The sequence below is a fragment of the Aestuariibius violaceus genome, assembly GCF_040779325.2.
GTDB classification, from domain to species: domain Bacteria; phylum Pseudomonadota; class Alphaproteobacteria; order Rhodobacterales; family Rhodobacteraceae; genus Aestuariibius; species Aestuariibius violaceus.
The window spans coordinates 109,593-123,768 of the sequence record NZ_JBFONT020000003.1 but is presented as its reverse complement, the minus strand read 5'-3'; the positions used below and the strand labels follow the sequence as shown (position 1 = coordinate 123,768).

Here is a 14,176-nt window from a genome sequence, read left to right as displayed (position 1 = left end):
CGGGCTTTCACCTCTTCTTAAGCAGTTTGCCGCATGACTGTCCCGACATGACAAGATGCGGAATACCGGCCTTGCCCAAACTCACCCCGTTGCGGTTCGCCCTCGGCCTCGCCCTTGCCCCGGCAGGACTTGCGGCGAAGGATTGCGACACGATCGCGCGCCTCGAACGGGCGCAGACCTCCTATGCACTTCTCGCCGGCGCGCTCGATACGTCGTTCCGGCGCGACCTCGCGGCGCGGCTCCACTTCGACCTGCTGACGCTCGGCCCCGCAACCGTGCGCTACGCCATTGCCGATACCCCCCTTGCCGAACACGAACCGGAGCTGATGCTGTTTCTGCACAATGCGCGCATCCTGTCCGAACAGGCCGCGCTGTCCAGCGCAGCGCTGGCCCACCGCTTCGCCGCCGATCCCCGCCATCAGGCCAATGCCGACCAGACGCTCCGGCGCGTTTCAGCCTATAACTGCGCCGACGACGAGAATGAGGTCGAGGCGACGGATGTCGCCCTTGGCGCCGGCAAGGAAGGCAGCGGCAGCGGCCAGCCTGGCTTCTTCGCCCAGCTGACACGGTTCGAGGATGGCAATGCCGCTCCCGTCTTCGGCGCGGGCTTCGCCGCGATCCTCACAATCGGCTGTGCGGCCGCGCTGGCCCACCGCTACCGCGCCCAGATCAAGGCATTCGCCAACCGGCGGCGGCGCGCGCGGCGCGTCACCCTATGCGTGCCCCTGCGCCTGCGGGCCGAGGCCGACTACTACAACGTGACCACCTCCGACATCAGCCGCAGCGGGCTCAAACTGCACGGCCTCAACCGGAACGAACGGGTGCCCCGCGACCGGCTCGAAATCGAGATCGGCCAGACCTGGTACCAGGCCAAGATCGTCTGGAAGAACAACCTCTTCTTCGGCATCCAGTTCGCCGAACCCCTCACCCGCCGGGAATTCCGCCGTTTTGTGCGGGCGGCCGGCCGGCGCAGCGGGGGCCTCCGAGATGCCAAACCCGCTGCGGCTGCAGCATAGGCCAAAGGTCAGGCGAGACCTCGCGAAGCAACGATTGGGACGGCTTCGCCGCTCCGCTGATGGACCTGATTCCACCAAGGTCAAACGCAAAGGGCAGGCAATCGCGCCGCCCGCAGACCCAAAGATCAGAAGATATCGTCGATGCTAACGGAATCCGCCTGATCCGCGGCTTCCACAATCGAAAACCTATAGGGCGCTTCGACCTCCACGGGTCTCTCCCGATCAAGACGCGTGGACGCCTCCCCGAACAAGGGCCAGATCTGTCCTCCGGCAGGAGCCAGATGAAGAACCACTATGTCTGGCCCGTCCTTCAGATAGATCTTCGGAAGAAGCCCTTCATCCATCTCGAAACTTGCAATGTAGCCATCGGCAGCGACGTGCCGAAAAAGCGAATACAGGAAGAACATGCTCCAGTTCGCCCAGGCGTCATCGTGAAAGACTTCTTCATAATACAGCAGATAAAGCGGATCGCCCGGCATCTCTCGTGCGGGCGGCTGAAGGTCTGTGGAAAACCGCAGGGCGCGTAAGCCCGCCGAATGAAACTCGTCCTCCATCGCTTCTGCAGGCCGGATATGATCGCGCACCACCTCAGGCAACGCGGCAAGATCGTCCGCTTCGGGCTTGCGCCCCTCTGCCGCTGCAGACAGCGCACGCAGAAGGGCATCCGGCGTGTCACGCCGCAGGGTCAATCGAAGACAAACACGATGATAGGACGACATCGGCAGCTTCTCCAGGTCATACCCCCTGCAAGCACAGGAAGCGGACACGCCAATAAAAAAGAGCGCCCGAAAAGGGCGCCCTCAACGTCGTGACAGAGCGGTTGTCAGGTCGCTTCCTTGATGAACTTCACGGCATCTCCGAAGGTCTGGATGGTCTCGGCCGCGTCATCGGGGATCTCGATCCCGAACTCCTCCTCGAAGGCCATGACCAGCTCGACCGTGTCGAGGCTGTCAGCGCCCAGATCGTCGATAAAAGATGCGTTTTCGGTCACCTTGTCTTCTTCGACGCTCAGGTGCTCGACAACGATCTTGCGAACGCGGGATTCGACGTCGCTCATGAATGTATCCTCATTTCCTTACGGGGGTTTGTCCCCCGGCCTTTCGTGGTGCCCCTGCGGGGCGGCTCATAAGCCCTTGGTTCCAAAGGATTTCTTTACGAAAGCCACCGGTCCCCCCAGGCAATCTGCGCCGCCTATATCACACCGCATCGGTCAGGCAAACGCTTTCACACCCCCGTGAAAGAGGCCGTCAGAACATGGCCATACCGCCATTCACATGCAAGGTGGTACCGGTAACATAGGCGGCCTCCGGGCTCGCGAGGTAAAGCACCGCCGCCGCGATCTCGTCCGCCTCGCCCATCCGCCCCGCGGGCACCTGGGCCAGGATCCCGGCCTTCTGATCGTCGGTCAGCTTGTCGGTCATCGCCGTCGTAATGAACCCGGGCGCCACGCAGTTCACGGTGATCCCCCGGCTCGCCACCTCGTAGGCCACCGATTTCGACATCGCGACCAGCCCACCTTTCGAGGCCGCATAATTCGCCTGCCCCGGATTGCCGGTGGCGCCGACGACGGACGAGATATTCACGATCCGTCCCCAACGCGCCTTCATCATCGGCCGCACGACACCCTTCATCAGCCACATGGCGGCGGTCAGGTTGACGTCGAGCACCGACTGCCATTCCTCATCCGACATCCGCATGAAGATGTTGTCCCGCGTGATCCCCGCATTGTTGACGAGGATATCGAGCGACCCCATCGCCTCCGCCGCCTGACCGGGCAAGGCCTTCACGGCATCCCCATCGCTCAGGTTGCAAGGCAGCACATGCGCCCGCTCGCCCAATTCGCCGGCCAGCGCCTCCAACGGTCCCTCGCGCGTCCCCGACAACCCGACGGTCGCTCCGGCCCCGTGCAAGGCCGTGGCGATCGCCCCGCCGATCCCGCCCGAGGCCCCGGTGACCAGGGCCGCCTTCCCGCTCAGATCAAACATGCCCGCTCCTCTTCATCTGGCCAAAAATACTCAATGCCGGTCGTCTCAGCCCTGCGCCGCCGCCCGAACCTCGTCCGGCGTGCCCACCGCCTTGGTCGCGATCGCCCGGTCGATCCGCCGGATCATCCCCGACAGGGCCTTGCCCGCCCCGATCTCCCAGATCTCGGTCACACCCTCATGGGCCATATGCAGAACGCTCTCCCGCCAGCGCACAGATCCGGTCACCTGATCGACCAGCAGCGACCGGATCGTCGCCGGATCCGTCTCCTCCCGGGCGCAGACATTGGCAATAACCGGCACCTTCGGCGCCTCGATATCCACATGGCTCAGCGTCTCGGCCATTACCGCCGCCGCAGGGGCCATCAGCTCGCAATGGAAGGGCGCCGACACGGGCAGCATCACCGCCCGCTTGGCGCCTGCTTCCTTCGCCAGTTCCACCGCCCGCTCGACCGCCGCCTTGTGGCCCGACACGACCACCTGTCCCGGATCGTTGTCGTTGGCCGCCTGGCACACCTCGCCCTGCGCCGCCTTGTGCGCCACGTCGGTCGCCTGCTTGAAGTCGAGCCCCAGCAGCGCCGCCATCGCGCCCACGCCCACAGGCACCGCCTCCTGCATTGCCCGGCCGCGCGTGCGCAAAAGCCGCGCCGTATCGGCGAGCGTCAACGCCCCCGCCGCACACAGCGCCGAATACTCCCCCAGCGAATGCCCCGCGACATAAGCCGCATGGGTGACAGAGACGCCTTCGGCCTCCAGCGCCCGCATCGCCGCCATGGAGGTCGCCATCAGCGCCGGCTGCGCATTCTCGGTCAGCGTCAACTTGTCCTGGTCGTCGCCCCAGATCACCTCGGACAGCGCCTCGCCCAAGGCCGCGTCGACCTCCTCGAACACGGCCCGCGCCGCCGGATAGGCCTCGGCCAGGTCCTTGCCCATCCCGAGGGTCTGCGCCCCCTGCCCCGGAAACACGAACGCTTTCATGACGATCCCTCCCGTTTGCCCGAACACCTACCGGCAAGCCCACAGGCCCACAAGCCATCCTCATCTTGCCGAAAATACCTCGGGTGAGCCGCCAAAGGCGGCGAGGGCAGAGCCCTCAGACTCCAAGCGCCCGAAACATCGTCGGCAACTCTTCCGGCAGATCCTCCGCGATCAGCCCCGGCCCGAAGGACAGCGCACATTCCACATGCAACCAGGCGGCCGTCTCCGCCGCCTGCATCGGGCCAAAGCCCCGCGCCAGAAGTCCCGCGATGAACCCCGTCAGCACATCCCCCGATCCGGCGGTGGCGAGCCAGGGCGCCGCCCGGTCATACGCCGCCGAATTGACCGAACAGTGCCCCTCGGGCGAAGCGATCACCGTGTCCGGCCCCTTGAACAGCACGACGCACCCCGCCCGCGCCGCCGCCTCCCGCGCCGCATCGACCTTGGAATAGGCGGGGCCGCTCATCGGCTGTTCCTCCAGCCTCTTCGCTATGTCCGGAAACAGCCGCGCAAACTCCCCCGCATGCGGCGTCATAACGACCGAGCGATGAGATCTGCAAAGATCGAAGAGCGACTCGTCCTGCGCCACCAGCGTCAAAGCATCCGCATCCAGCACAACGCCGCGCTTAGCGTCCGCTGACGCGTCCAGCACCGCCCGCACCAGCCCCGCTTCCCGCGCCCCGGTCCCCAGCCCCGGCCCGATCCCGATCGCACTGATCCGCGCGTCCCCGAGCATCTCCCGCAGAGCCTCGCCATCCGCCACACTCCGCAGCATCACCGCATCGAGCGCCCCCGCATTCTCCTGCAACGCCCCCGGCGGGCACCCCACGGTCACGAGCCCCGCCCCGATCCGCAAAGCCCCCCGCGCCGCCATCCGCGCCGCCCCGCCCCGGCCAACGCCGCCGGAGTGGATCAGAGCGTGGCCGTGCGCGTATTTGTGACCTCCGATCGCCGCCGCTTTGCCCAGTTCGTCCGGAAACCACGCCTCGAGAAGCCTCACCGCCCCATCCCGCTCGGCAAGCGTTTCGTACGCACCGTGCATGGCTTCCGAGAGCGCCTCTTCGCGGATCGCACCGGCACCCCCTTGCGCGGCAATCTCAAACATACTCCCAAAGCCCTCGCCAATTCGAGAAATCTTCGAAGAAAAGTCCTCCTCGAGCCCGATATCCACAATCACCAGTTTGCTAATCGCATCGACGAGCGGCGTTACATAATGTCCGATCTTCGCTCGATGAAATGTAACGCAGAGATCCGTCGCGGTCGGCACGTTCTGCTGACCCAGAACCCTTCCGCTATCGATGCAAACGCCGGACGGACAATCCACCGCCACCAACTTCATGAAAGCAAAACTGCCAGTTGAACGAGTACCGGACAGGTGCATTCCGACATCACGATCAAGCGGGCGGCTTAAACCCGTCCCGAAAAGGGCATCGATGACGATGCATTCCCGATCGTCGGCACTTGTATTCGCGCGCGATCGAAAGAGCGTCTCGTCGCTCAATGCCACGACCTCCCCCCTCTCGCACCACCGCTCATAATTCACCCGCGCATCCGCCGGCAGCCTCGAAGCATCCCCGTAGAGAAACACCTCCACGTCCCACCCGGCCTCCCACAGCAGGCGGGCCACCACGAAGCCGTCGCCGCCATTGTTCCCCGGCCCGGACAGCACCACCGCCCGGCAGCCCGGGCCCAGCTCCGGCCATTCCTCGACAATGGCCTCCACCACGCCGCGCCCCGCCCGCTCCATCAGCTCCAGCCCGGTCACCGCGCCGGACGCGATCGCCGCCTCCTCGATGGCGCGCATTTGGGCAGCGGTCAGCAGTTCGGTCATCTCTCAGGCATCCTCCGTTTCGCATTCCGCCCAAAAATCGGGCACGACGCACATTCTCTGGGCGCACCCTCTGGAAAGCCGCCGCCGCCCATGGCATCCGCAGAGGGCTATGATTGAGGCTGCCCCTGCGCCATGGTCTCACCACCGCCAAGCCTATGCCAGAGGGAGTCGGCATGAAAAAAATCGAGGCCATCATCAAGCCGTTCAAGCTCGACGAAGTGAAGGAAGCCCTGCAGGAGGTCGGCATCCAGGGCCTCTCCGTCCTCGAGGTGAAGGGCTTCGGTCGCCAAAAGGGCCATACCGAGCTCTACCGCGGCGCCGAATACGTCGTCGACTTCCTGCCCAAGGTGAAGATCGAGACGGTCGTCGGCGACGATCAGGTCGAAACCGCCGTCGCCGCGATCATCGAAGCCGCCAAGACCGACAAGATCGGCGACGGCAAGATCTTCGTCTCCGACGTCGCCCAGGCGATCCGGATCCGCACCGGGGAAACCGGCGAAGACGCCCTCTAATTCCATCCCGAGTACCAAAGTCCAATCAAGGGGAAGACTATGAGCAACAAGGACGTTCTCAAGACCATCAAGGACGAGGAGGTCGATTACGTCGACATCCGCTTCACCGATCCGCGCGGCAAGCTGCAGCACGTGACAGTGATGTCCGATCAGGTGGACGAAGACTTCCTCGAAGAAGGCTTCATGTTCGACGGCTCGTCGATCGCCGGATGGAAGTCGATCGACCAGTCCGACATGAAGCTGATGCCGGATACCGACAGCGCCTACATGGACCCGTTCTACGCCGAGAAAACGCTTTGCGTGCATTGCTCGGTCGTCGAACCCGACACGGGCGAGGCCTATGACCGCGACCCCCGCTCCACCGCCGCCAAGGCCGAGGCCTACCTGAAATCCTCCGGCATCGGCGACACCGCCTATTTCGGCCCCGAAGCGGAATTCTTCCTCTTCGACAACGTCAAGTTCTCGGTCTCGATGCAGAAGGTCTCCTACGAGGTCGACGCGCTCGATGGCGCGTGGAACTCCGACACCGATTACGAGATGGGCAATATGGGCCACCGCCCGGGCGTCAAGGGCGGCTACTTCCCCGTGGCCCCCGTCGATGACGGCCAGGACATCCGGTCCGAAATGCTGTCGACGATGAAGCGCATGGGCATGAAGGTCGACAAGCACCACCACGAGGTGGCGTCCTGCCAGCACGAGCTGGGCCTGATCTTCGACAGCCTGCTGACCCAGGCCGACGAGCTGCAGAAATACAAATACGTCATCCACAACGTGGCCCAGGCCTACGGCAAATCGGCGACCTTCATGCCCAAGCCCATCGCGGGCGACAACGGCACCGGGATGCACGTCAACATGTCGATCTGGAAAGACGGCAGCCCCCTCTTCGCGGGCGACAAATACGCCGATCTCAGCCAGGAGGCGCTCTGGTATATCGGCGGCATCCTCAAGCACGCCAAGGCGCTCAACGCCTTCACCAACCCGTCGACCAACAGCTACAAGCGCCTGATCCCGGGCTTCGAGGCACCGGTGCTGCGCGCCTATTCCGCGCGCAACCGTTCGGCCTCCGTGCGGATCCCGTGGGCCGAAAGCCCCAAGGCCAAGCGCGTCGAATGCCGCTTCCCCGACCCGTCGGCCAACCCGTACCTCGCCTTCGCGGCGCTCCTGATGGCGGGCCTCGACGGCATCGCGAACAAGATCGACCCGGGCGAAGCCTCCGACAAGGATCTCTACGACCTGCCGCCGGAAGAGCTGGCCAACATCCCGACCGTCTGCGCCTCGCTCCGCGAAGCGCTGGACGAACTGGAAGCTGATCACGAGTTCCTGCTCAAGGGCGACGTCTTCACCCGCGACCAGCTCGACGGCTACATGGAGCTCAAGTGGGAAGAGGTCTACGCCTACGAGCACACGCCTCACCCGATGGAATTCAAGCTCTACTACAGCTGCTGATCCAAGGGATCTACGACACAACAAGAGCGCCCCACGGGGCGCTCTTTTGCTTTGAAGCATCAGCGCATTACTGCTGGTCGCAGAGCGCTGACTGGCCCGGACTCAAGCCGAAGGCGCCGGGCCAGCGGCGGCCTGGTGAGGAGGATCAGCGAAAGGTCCAGTGGACCTTTCGCCCGACGAACGCGGGCTGGCGCTTTGCCACCCGCGCGCTGACCTCCGAGGGAAGACGAACACGGCACCATAAAAGCGCTCCGCTCAGCCGTCGCAGCGCCATCCCACGGGCCGCCGCTGACCCGGCTCCCGTCGTGCATCAGGGCGACCTCGTGTGACGCCGACCGCCCGCCCGCACAGGCAACCGTCCAAAACCTGATCCGAAGTCTTAAAATCGCCACATCGCTCGGCAAATTCTCCCGCAGACCCATTTCCAGCGACCCAGACAGATCCATGCCTTTGCTCAAAGCCATCGCCATCACCCTCGTCACGCTCATGGCCACGGCGCTCCACGCGCAGTCCCTCCCCCAGATCGACGCCACGCCCTACCACCGCTGCGGCGGCGTCGACCGGCCCTGCCTCACGCCGAACGGCCAGTACCATATCATCCTGCCCCAGGGCGAAGGTCCCTTCCCCGCCATCCTCTATTTCCACGGCACCGGCGGGTCGGGCGAACGGGTGATGACCACCTTCGACAACATCCTGGTCTGGCCAGCAATCGACGAAGGCTATGCCGTCATCGCCCCCACCGGGCAGATGTCCGATTTCCTCGACCAGACCGACAATTTCCGTCCGATCCGAACGCTCGGCTGGGCAGAAGGCAACGAAGGCGAAACCCGCAACGACAGCAATTTCGTCCGCGAGGTTTTGAACGACGTCGCCTTCACTTTCCCGATCGACGAAAGCCGCATCCTGACCGCTGGCCTCTCGGACGGTGGTGAATTCGCCTGGTACCTCGCCTGCTCCGACACCGACCGGCGGCTGCGTCACTTCGCGCCCGTCGCAGGCACCCTATCGCCCGCCGACGAACAGGTCCGCAGCCGCAGCCGCAGCGACACGCTCCGTGTCTGCCAGAACAGCCGCCATGCATTCCACCTGTTCCACACGCACGGCCGCAACGATCGCGTCGTCCCCTATTCTGGCGCCGCCGCCAGCCGGATCCGTGGCACCGCAGGTGTCGAGGACAGCGTGCAGACGATCCTTGACGGCCGCGGCTGCCGCTCAACCGACAGCGCGACCGAGTCCGGGCTCGACATCACACGCTGGACCGGCTGCATCGCAGGTCAAAGCTATGCCATAGCGTTGCACGACGGCGGCCACTACATCCCCCGCGACTGGGTGAAGACAGTCACCGCCTGGCATCGCGAGAGGCTGGCCGCAAGCGGCCCCGCAGGCCCCAACCGCCTGACGACCGTCGGCGACCGGAGCGCCTTCGGCGGCGGCGGCGCGCTCAACCGGGGATCTGCGCGGGCGAACTCTACAACAGGCGAATAACGCCTCTCAAACGCCCCAATCCTGCCCCACCGACCGGTCAAGCCTTGTCGCATGACCAAAGTGCCCCTCGCCTTGACAGAGCCCGCCCCCCGCCTCGATGGGCCAGGCAAGCCCGCCGAAGCCAGCGACGGCGCGGCCAGCTTCCCCTGGCACAATGAGGGCGCGCGCGCCCGGGCCCCCTACCAGTCGGAACGTGCCGACGACATCGCCGACCGCCTCGACCTCAAATACCAGGACTGGCAGCGCCAGCGTGAGCTCCAGTTTCAGAACAAGCAGCGTTACCAGTTCACGATCTTCACACTGATCGGCTGGATCTGGAAGTTCCGGGCCGGCCGGATCGTCCTCGTGACGATGGCGGGGCTTGTCCTGCTGATGGGCCTCCTCTCGGGTCTCCGGGCCTGATTGGCGATTGTTTCGCCAAACCTCCTGAAGTCAGCGAAAGCCCTTAACTGTCCCCGCCCGTTGCGCGGCCCGGCACCGCACGCTCCGTTACCGGGGCGATGTTGCGCAAAGATGTCCGACAAGATGCCGACGCGATGCCGACCGAACGCCGACAGCCCGCCTGCCTCTGAAAACCATAGGATTAACCTGCGATTCGCCCATCTGCAGCGCACGCCCCGAAATCCCCGCAGCACGCGCCGTTAAGATATCGGCAGAACCTGTGGCGGCGCGCCCAGCGGCCAGACCGAAGTCTCGATGGCAAAAACCACGTCCCGGCTCTCCGGCAGGCGCCAGATCACCTGCCGCTCGGACCGTATGAAGTTGACCTCACGAACCCTCTGATCCCGCGGCATCGCCTCCGACAGGGGCTGAAACAGCGCATCGCTCTCATCTCCCAATAGGTTCGCCCGCCACAACGGCCGCCCCGCCTGCACCCCGTCGAATAGCCGCTGCACCCGGTGCCCCGCGGGCCGGTAGTCCGGCACCGGTTTATGAATGCGCATCAAGGGCTTGCCCAGCTTCTCCGCCAGCGTCCAATGCGACGGAAAGCACAGCACCGCCCCCACCAGCACATGCTCCTCCCCCTGCTTCTGCAAAAGGCAGAAATCGGCCTGCAGAAGCCGCCCCAGCACGCCCAGCGGATCCCCCCGGTCCAGGGCGACGACCCGTCCGTCCGGGCAGCGTATCCCGCTGGCTACAGAAGAAAACCCGACAGTGGGCAGCACGCCCACCACCTGCTCCAGCAGCTCTCCCGCCGCGGCACACCCCTCCGGCAGCAGTGCCAGAACATCGTCCCGCCGCCCCGCCAGCAGCCGTTCCCGCTCGGCCATCTGCGCCGGGTAATCGTCCCGCACCAGCAGCCACGGCCCGTCACCGACAGGCCGCACACCGGGCAGCCCGCGCGCCCTGATCTCCTCCGGCTCGTAACTCAACCCGCGGCTCATGGCGATTTTCATGTCGCAAACAGACCGGACATCACGCTGCCCTTCCCAAAAACTCATCGCATGAACACCCATTACCGCGACCGCCGCAAGATCGATCCGGGCCAGGGCAACACCCTCGGCGACCAGACGCTAAACGACGGAAATCGCGTCGAAATCGGCCCCACCGCGCTCGCCTTCGCGGAATGGCGCGCCGCCGGCCTCGCCCTGCCCGACCTGCCGAAGATGCGCGAACTCCGCTGGCGGCGGCTCACCGATCACATCGCCGCCCGCGACTATGCGGGCCTCCTCCTCTTCGATCCGCTCAACATCCGATACGCGACCGATTCCACCAACATGCAGCTCTGGAACACCCACAACCCCTTCCGGGCGGTCCTCCTCTGCGCCGACGGCTACATGGTGATGTGGGACTACAAGAACGCCCCGTTCCTGAGCAATTTCAACCCGTTGGTGCGCGAAGCGCGCTCCGGCGCCGACATCTTCTATTTCGACCGGGGCGACCGGATCGGCGACGCCGCCGCCCTTCTGGCCGCCGAAATCGCCGACCTGCTCGCCACCCACGCCCCCCGCAACACCCGCCTCGCGGTCGATAAACCGATGATTCATACCATGCGGGCATTAGAGGCGCGCGGCTTCGACGTGCGTCCGGGCGAAGAGCTTACCGAACGCGCCCGATCGGTGAAGAACGCGGAAGAGGTCAAGGCCATGCGCTGCGCCGTCCATGCCTGCGAGGCGGCGATGGCGGTGATGGAGGAGTTCGCCCGCGCCAATACCGGCCGGGCCACGGAAAACGACATCTGGGCGGTCCTCCACGCCGAGAATATCCGCCGCGGCGGCGAATGGATCGAAACGCGGCTCCTCACCTCCGGGCCGCGCACCAATCCGTGGTTCCAGGAATGCGGGCCGCGCACCGTTAACCAAAACGAGATCTTGTCCTTCGATACCGACCTCATCGGCCCCTACGGCATCTGCTGCGACATCTCCCGCACCTGGTGGCTGGGCGACGATCCGGCGCCCAAGCGCATGGCCGAAGCCCACAGACATGCCGTCGAACATATTGATACCAATACGAAACTCCTCCGCCCCGGTTTGAATATCGAGGACTACTCCCGCACAGCCCACCGCCTTCACGACACGTTCCAAAAGCAGAAATACGGCTGCCTGGCCCACGGCGTTGGCCTTTGTGACGAATGGCCCCTCGTCGCATACCCTGATCAGATGGTCCCCGGCGCCTTCGATCACGAGATCACCGAAGGCATGTGCCTCTGTCCCGAGGCGCTCGTCTCGGAAGAAGGCGCCGACTTCTCGATCAAGCTGGAAGAACAGGTGCTCATCACCGAAACCGGGGCCCAGATGCTCTCGTCCTACCCCTACGATCCCCGCTTCGCCTGACCGCTTGCACCTCCCGCCCCACCGCCCGATACTGCCGGTGGGGAGTGTACGGTATCCGGTGAGAAACGTCCTGTAAGGGGAGGATATCACAATGAAAATCGCACTCGGCGCGCTCGCCCTCGCGGCGGGCCCGGCCCTTGCCGGCGGCCACCTGATGTTCACCCCGGGCGAAGGCGACTTCTCCTGGCAGAGCCTGCAGGACTTCGCCGCCGCCCACGACCTCACCGGGCAAAGCCTCACGATCACCGGCCCCGGCACCGGCGAGGACAAGACCAAGATCGAGGCGATGATCGCCTATTTCGAAGACGCGACCGGCGCCGAGGTCAGCTATTCCGGCTCCGACAGTTTCGAGCAGGACATCGTCATCTCGACCCAGGCCGGCTCCGCCCCCAACATCGCGATCTTCCCGCAGCCCGGCCTCGTCGGCGACCTCGCCGCCCAGGGCGCCCTCACGCCCCTTGACCAAGCCACCGCCGACTGGCTCCGCGACGGCTACGCCGCCGGCCAGTCCTGGATCGACCTCGCTACCTTCGACGGTCCTGATGGCGAAGCGCTCTACGGCTTCTTCTTCGGCACCGACGTCAAGTCGCTCGTCTGGTACGTGCCCGAAGCGTTCGACGAGGCCGGATACGAAATTCCCCAAACAATGGAAGAGCTTAAGGCGCTCACCGAAACCATCGTCGACGACGGCGGCACCCCCTGGTGCATCGGCCTGGGCTCGGGCGCGGCCACCGGCTGGCCCGCCACAGATTGGGTCGAAGACATGCTCCTGCGCACCGCCCCGCCCGAAACCTACGACGCCTGGGTCGCGCACGAGATCCCCTTCGACGACCCCGCCATCATAGCGGCGATCGAGGAATTCGGCTGGTTCATCAACACCGACGCCCATGTCGTCGGCGGCTCCCAGGCCGTCGCCACGACCGATTTCCGCGACAGCCCCCAGGGCCTCTTCTCGGTCCCGCCGGCCTGCTACATGCACCGCCAGGCGTCCTTCATCCCCAGCTTCTTCCCCGACGGCACGACGCTGGGCGAGGATGTCGATTTCTTCTACTTCCCGGCCTATTCCGATCGCGACCTCGGCACCCCCGTCCTCGGCTCCGGGGCCGCCTACACCATCACCGACGACAGCCCCGCCGCCCGCGCCTTCATCGACTTCCTGAAGACGCCCATCGCCCACGAAGTCTATATGGCGCAAGGGAATTTCCTGACACCGCACCTAGAGGCCAACCAGGACATCTACCCGACCGAGACCCAGCGCGCCCTGGGCGAGATCCTGACCAGCGCCACCGTCTTCCGCTACGACGCCTCCGACCTCATGCCGGGAGAGATCGGGGCGGACGCCTTCTGGACCGGCATGGTCGACTACACGACCGGCACCCCGGCGGCCGACGTTGCGGCCACCATCGAACAACGCTGGAGCAGCATCCGCTAGACGCGGCCCAAGGAGAACTCAAATGAAGATCATCTGGCTCGGCCATTCCGGCTTCCGCATCGAGATCGAGGATCAGATCCTGCTCGTCGATCCCTGGCTCACCGGCAATCCCAGCTTCCCGGAAGACCGCCGGGCGGAGGCCATCCAGGGCGCGACGGCGATCCTCCTGACCCATGCCCATGGCGACCACGCGGGCAACGTGCTGGCCATCGCCAAGGAAACCGGTGCCCCCGTCGTCGGGATGTTCGACCTGATCGAATGGTGGCAGCACACCGAAAAGATCACCGGCCTCGGCTTCAACAAGGGCGGCACGACCCAGCTGGGCGGCACCAGCGTGACGATGGTCAACGCCGTCCACTCCTCCACGCTCGATTTCGACGATCGCCCGGCGCGCACCGGGTCAGAGGTGGGCTATATCCTGCGCGGCGAAGGGCACCGGATCTATATCACGGGTGACACCGACGTGATGGCCGATATGGGCATCATCGCCGAGCGCTACGATCCCGATATCGGCCTCCTCTGCTGCGGCGGCCACTTCACGATGGACATGGAGGGCGCAGCCTATGCCGCGAAAAAGTTCTTCGATTTCAAGACGATCATCCCCTGCCACTGGGGCACCTTCCCGATCCTCGCCCAAAGCCCCCAGCCCCTGATCGAGGCGCTGCCGGATATCCACGTGATCGAACCGCAGGTGCTGGTCCCGATCGAGATCTGACCCTC

14 protein-coding genes are annotated in these 14,176 nt (G+C 65.1%); 8 read left to right on the top strand and 6 right to left on the bottom strand.

Translation table 11 applies throughout. The annotated features are described in order from the left end of the window. The first annotated feature begins 71 nt into the window (after positions 1 to 71). Positions 72 to 1,016, top strand: coding sequence for a PilZ domain-containing protein (locus AADZ90_RS12590; RefSeq protein ID WP_367310364.1), 945 nt, complete (start codon positions 72 to 74; stop codon positions 1,014 to 1,016). 125 nt (positions 1,017 to 1,141) lie between these two features. Here the strand turns inward: AADZ90_RS12590 and AADZ90_RS12585 are convergent, their stop codons facing one another. The 5 genes from AADZ90_RS12585 to AADZ90_RS12565 form a co-directional block, all read right to left on the bottom strand. Then, a complete protein-coding gene (locus AADZ90_RS12585) occupies positions 1,142 to 1,735 on the bottom strand; it encodes a hypothetical protein (protein WP_411997033.1) in 594 nt (197 codons plus the stop codon). 104 nt (positions 1,736 to 1,839) lie between these two features. Further along, entirely contained in the window at positions 1,840 to 2,073 is a 234-nt protein-coding gene (locus tag AADZ90_RS12580; protein ID WP_367310362.1) for an acyl carrier protein, read from the bottom strand. Between the two features lie 190 nt (positions 2,074 to 2,263). Continuing rightward, positions 2,264 to 3,001, bottom strand: coding sequence for a 3-oxoacyl-[acyl-carrier-protein] reductase (gene fabG / locus AADZ90_RS12575; protein ID WP_367310361.1), 738 nt, complete (start codon positions 2,999 to 3,001; stop codon positions 2,264 to 2,266). A gap of 45 nt (positions 3,002 to 3,046) precedes the next feature. Continuing rightward, positions 3,047 to 3,976, bottom strand: a complete 930-nt coding sequence (gene fabD, locus AADZ90_RS12570) for an ACP S-malonyltransferase (protein WP_367310360.1) — start codon at positions 3,974 to 3,976, stop codon at positions 3,047 to 3,049. Positions 3,977 to 4,091: 115 nt separating this feature from the next. Further along, positions 4,092 to 5,807, bottom strand: a complete 1,716-nt coding sequence (locus tag AADZ90_RS12565; RefSeq protein ID WP_367310359.1) for an NAD(P)H-hydrate dehydratase — start codon at positions 5,805 to 5,807, stop codon at positions 4,092 to 4,094. 173 nt (positions 5,808 to 5,980) lie between these two features. On the opposite strand from AADZ90_RS12565, the gene AADZ90_RS12560 reads away from it, so the two are divergent. The 4 genes from AADZ90_RS12560 (at position 5,981) to AADZ90_RS12545 (ending at position 9,652) form a co-directional block, all read left to right on the top strand. Continuing rightward, a complete protein-coding gene (locus AADZ90_RS12560; RefSeq protein ID WP_367310358.1) occupies positions 5,981 to 6,319 on the top strand; it encodes a P-II family nitrogen regulator in 339 nt (112 codons plus the stop codon). Positions 6,320 to 6,358: 39 nt separating this feature from the next. Continuing rightward, positions 6,359 to 7,765 (top strand): type I glutamate--ammonia ligase, encoded by a 1,407-nt coding sequence (gene glnA, locus AADZ90_RS12555; protein WP_367310357.1) that lies wholly within the window; start codon positions 6,359 to 6,361, stop codon positions 7,763 to 7,765. A 444-nt stretch (positions 7,766 to 8,209) separates the two neighbouring features. Then, a complete protein-coding gene (locus AADZ90_RS12550; protein WP_367310356.1) occupies positions 8,210 to 9,250 on the top strand; it encodes a CE1 family esterase in 1,041 nt (346 codons plus the stop codon). Between the two features lie 51 nt (positions 9,251 to 9,301). Further along, on the top strand, positions 9,302 to 9,652 hold the full coding sequence (locus tag AADZ90_RS12545; protein WP_367310355.1) for a hypothetical protein: 351 nt from the start codon (positions 9,302 to 9,304) through the stop codon (positions 9,650 to 9,652). A gap of 239 nt (positions 9,653 to 9,891) precedes the next feature. On the opposite strand, the gene AADZ90_RS12540 is transcribed toward AADZ90_RS12545, so the two are convergent. Further along, on the bottom strand, positions 9,892 to 10,635 hold the full coding sequence (locus tag AADZ90_RS12540; protein ID WP_367310354.1) for a heme-dependent oxidative N-demethylase family protein: 744 nt from the start codon (positions 10,633 to 10,635) through the stop codon (positions 9,892 to 9,894). Positions 10,636 to 10,695: 60 nt separating this feature from the next. Between AADZ90_RS12540 and dddP the strand changes: the two genes are divergently transcribed. From dddP to AADZ90_RS12525, 3 genes are all read left to right on the top strand, one after another. Next, entirely contained in the window at positions 10,696 to 12,024 is a 1,329-nt protein-coding gene (dddP, locus tag AADZ90_RS12535) for a dimethylsulfonioproprionate lyase DddP (RefSeq protein ID WP_367310353.1), read from the top strand. Positions 12,025 to 12,115: 91 nt separating this feature from the next. Further along, the gene (locus tag AADZ90_RS12530) at positions 12,116 to 13,456 is read left to right on the top strand and encodes an ABC transporter substrate-binding protein (RefSeq protein WP_367310352.1); all 1,341 of its coding nucleotides are present in this window, start codon (positions 12,116 to 12,118) and stop codon (positions 13,454 to 13,456) included. Between the two features lie 22 nt (positions 13,457 to 13,478). Continuing rightward, a complete protein-coding gene (locus AADZ90_RS12525; RefSeq protein WP_367310351.1) occupies positions 13,479 to 14,171 on the top strand; it encodes a metal-dependent hydrolase in 693 nt (230 codons plus the stop codon). Positions 14,172 to 14,176: the final 5 nt, after the last annotated feature.

Excerpts from the sequence above, each read along its gene's own strand:
- AADZ90_RS12540 (WP_367310354.1), bottom strand. The coding sequence starts at position 10,635 with ATGAGCCGCGGGTTGAGTTACGAGCCGGAGGAGATCAGGGCGCGCGGG.
- AADZ90_RS12565 (WP_367310359.1), bottom strand. The coding sequence starts at position 5,807 with ATGACCGAACTGCTGACCGCTGCCCAAATGCGCGCCATCGAGGAGGCG.
- fabD (WP_367310360.1), bottom strand. The coding sequence starts at position 3,976 with ATGAAAGCGTTCGTGTTTCCGGGGCAGGGGGCGCAGACCCTCGGGATG.
- AADZ90_RS12550 (WP_367310356.1), top strand. The coding sequence starts at position 8,210 with ATGCCTTTGCTCAAAGCCATCGCCATCACCCTCGTCACGCTCATGGCC.
- dddP (WP_367310353.1), top strand. The coding sequence starts at position 10,696 with ATGAACACCCATTACCGCGACCGCCGCAAGATCGATCCGGGCCAGGGC.
- fabG (WP_367310361.1), bottom strand. The coding sequence starts at position 3,001 with ATGTTTGATCTGAGCGGGAAGGCGGCCCTGGTCACCGGGGCCTCGGGC.
- AADZ90_RS12580 (WP_367310362.1), bottom strand. The coding sequence starts at position 2,073 with ATGAGCGACGTCGAATCCCGCGTTCGCAAGATCGTTGTCGAGCACCTG.
- glnA (WP_367310357.1), top strand. The coding sequence starts at position 6,359 with ATGAGCAACAAGGACGTTCTCAAGACCATCAAGGACGAGGAGGTCGAT.
- AADZ90_RS12530 (WP_367310352.1), top strand. The coding sequence starts at position 12,116 with ATGAAAATCGCACTCGGCGCGCTCGCCCTCGCGGCGGGCCCGGCCCTT.
- AADZ90_RS12585 (WP_411997033.1), bottom strand. The coding sequence starts at position 1,735 with ATGTCGTCCTATCATCGTGTTTGTCTTCGATTGACCCTGCGGCGTGAC.
- AADZ90_RS12525 (WP_367310351.1), top strand. The coding sequence starts at position 13,479 with ATGAAGATCATCTGGCTCGGCCATTCCGGCTTCCGCATCGAGATCGAG.
- AADZ90_RS12545 (WP_367310355.1), top strand. The coding sequence starts at position 9,302 with ATGACCAAAGTGCCCCTCGCCTTGACAGAGCCCGCCCCCCGCCTCGAT.
- AADZ90_RS12560 (WP_367310358.1), top strand. The coding sequence starts at position 5,981 with ATGAAAAAAATCGAGGCCATCATCAAGCCGTTCAAGCTCGACGAAGTG.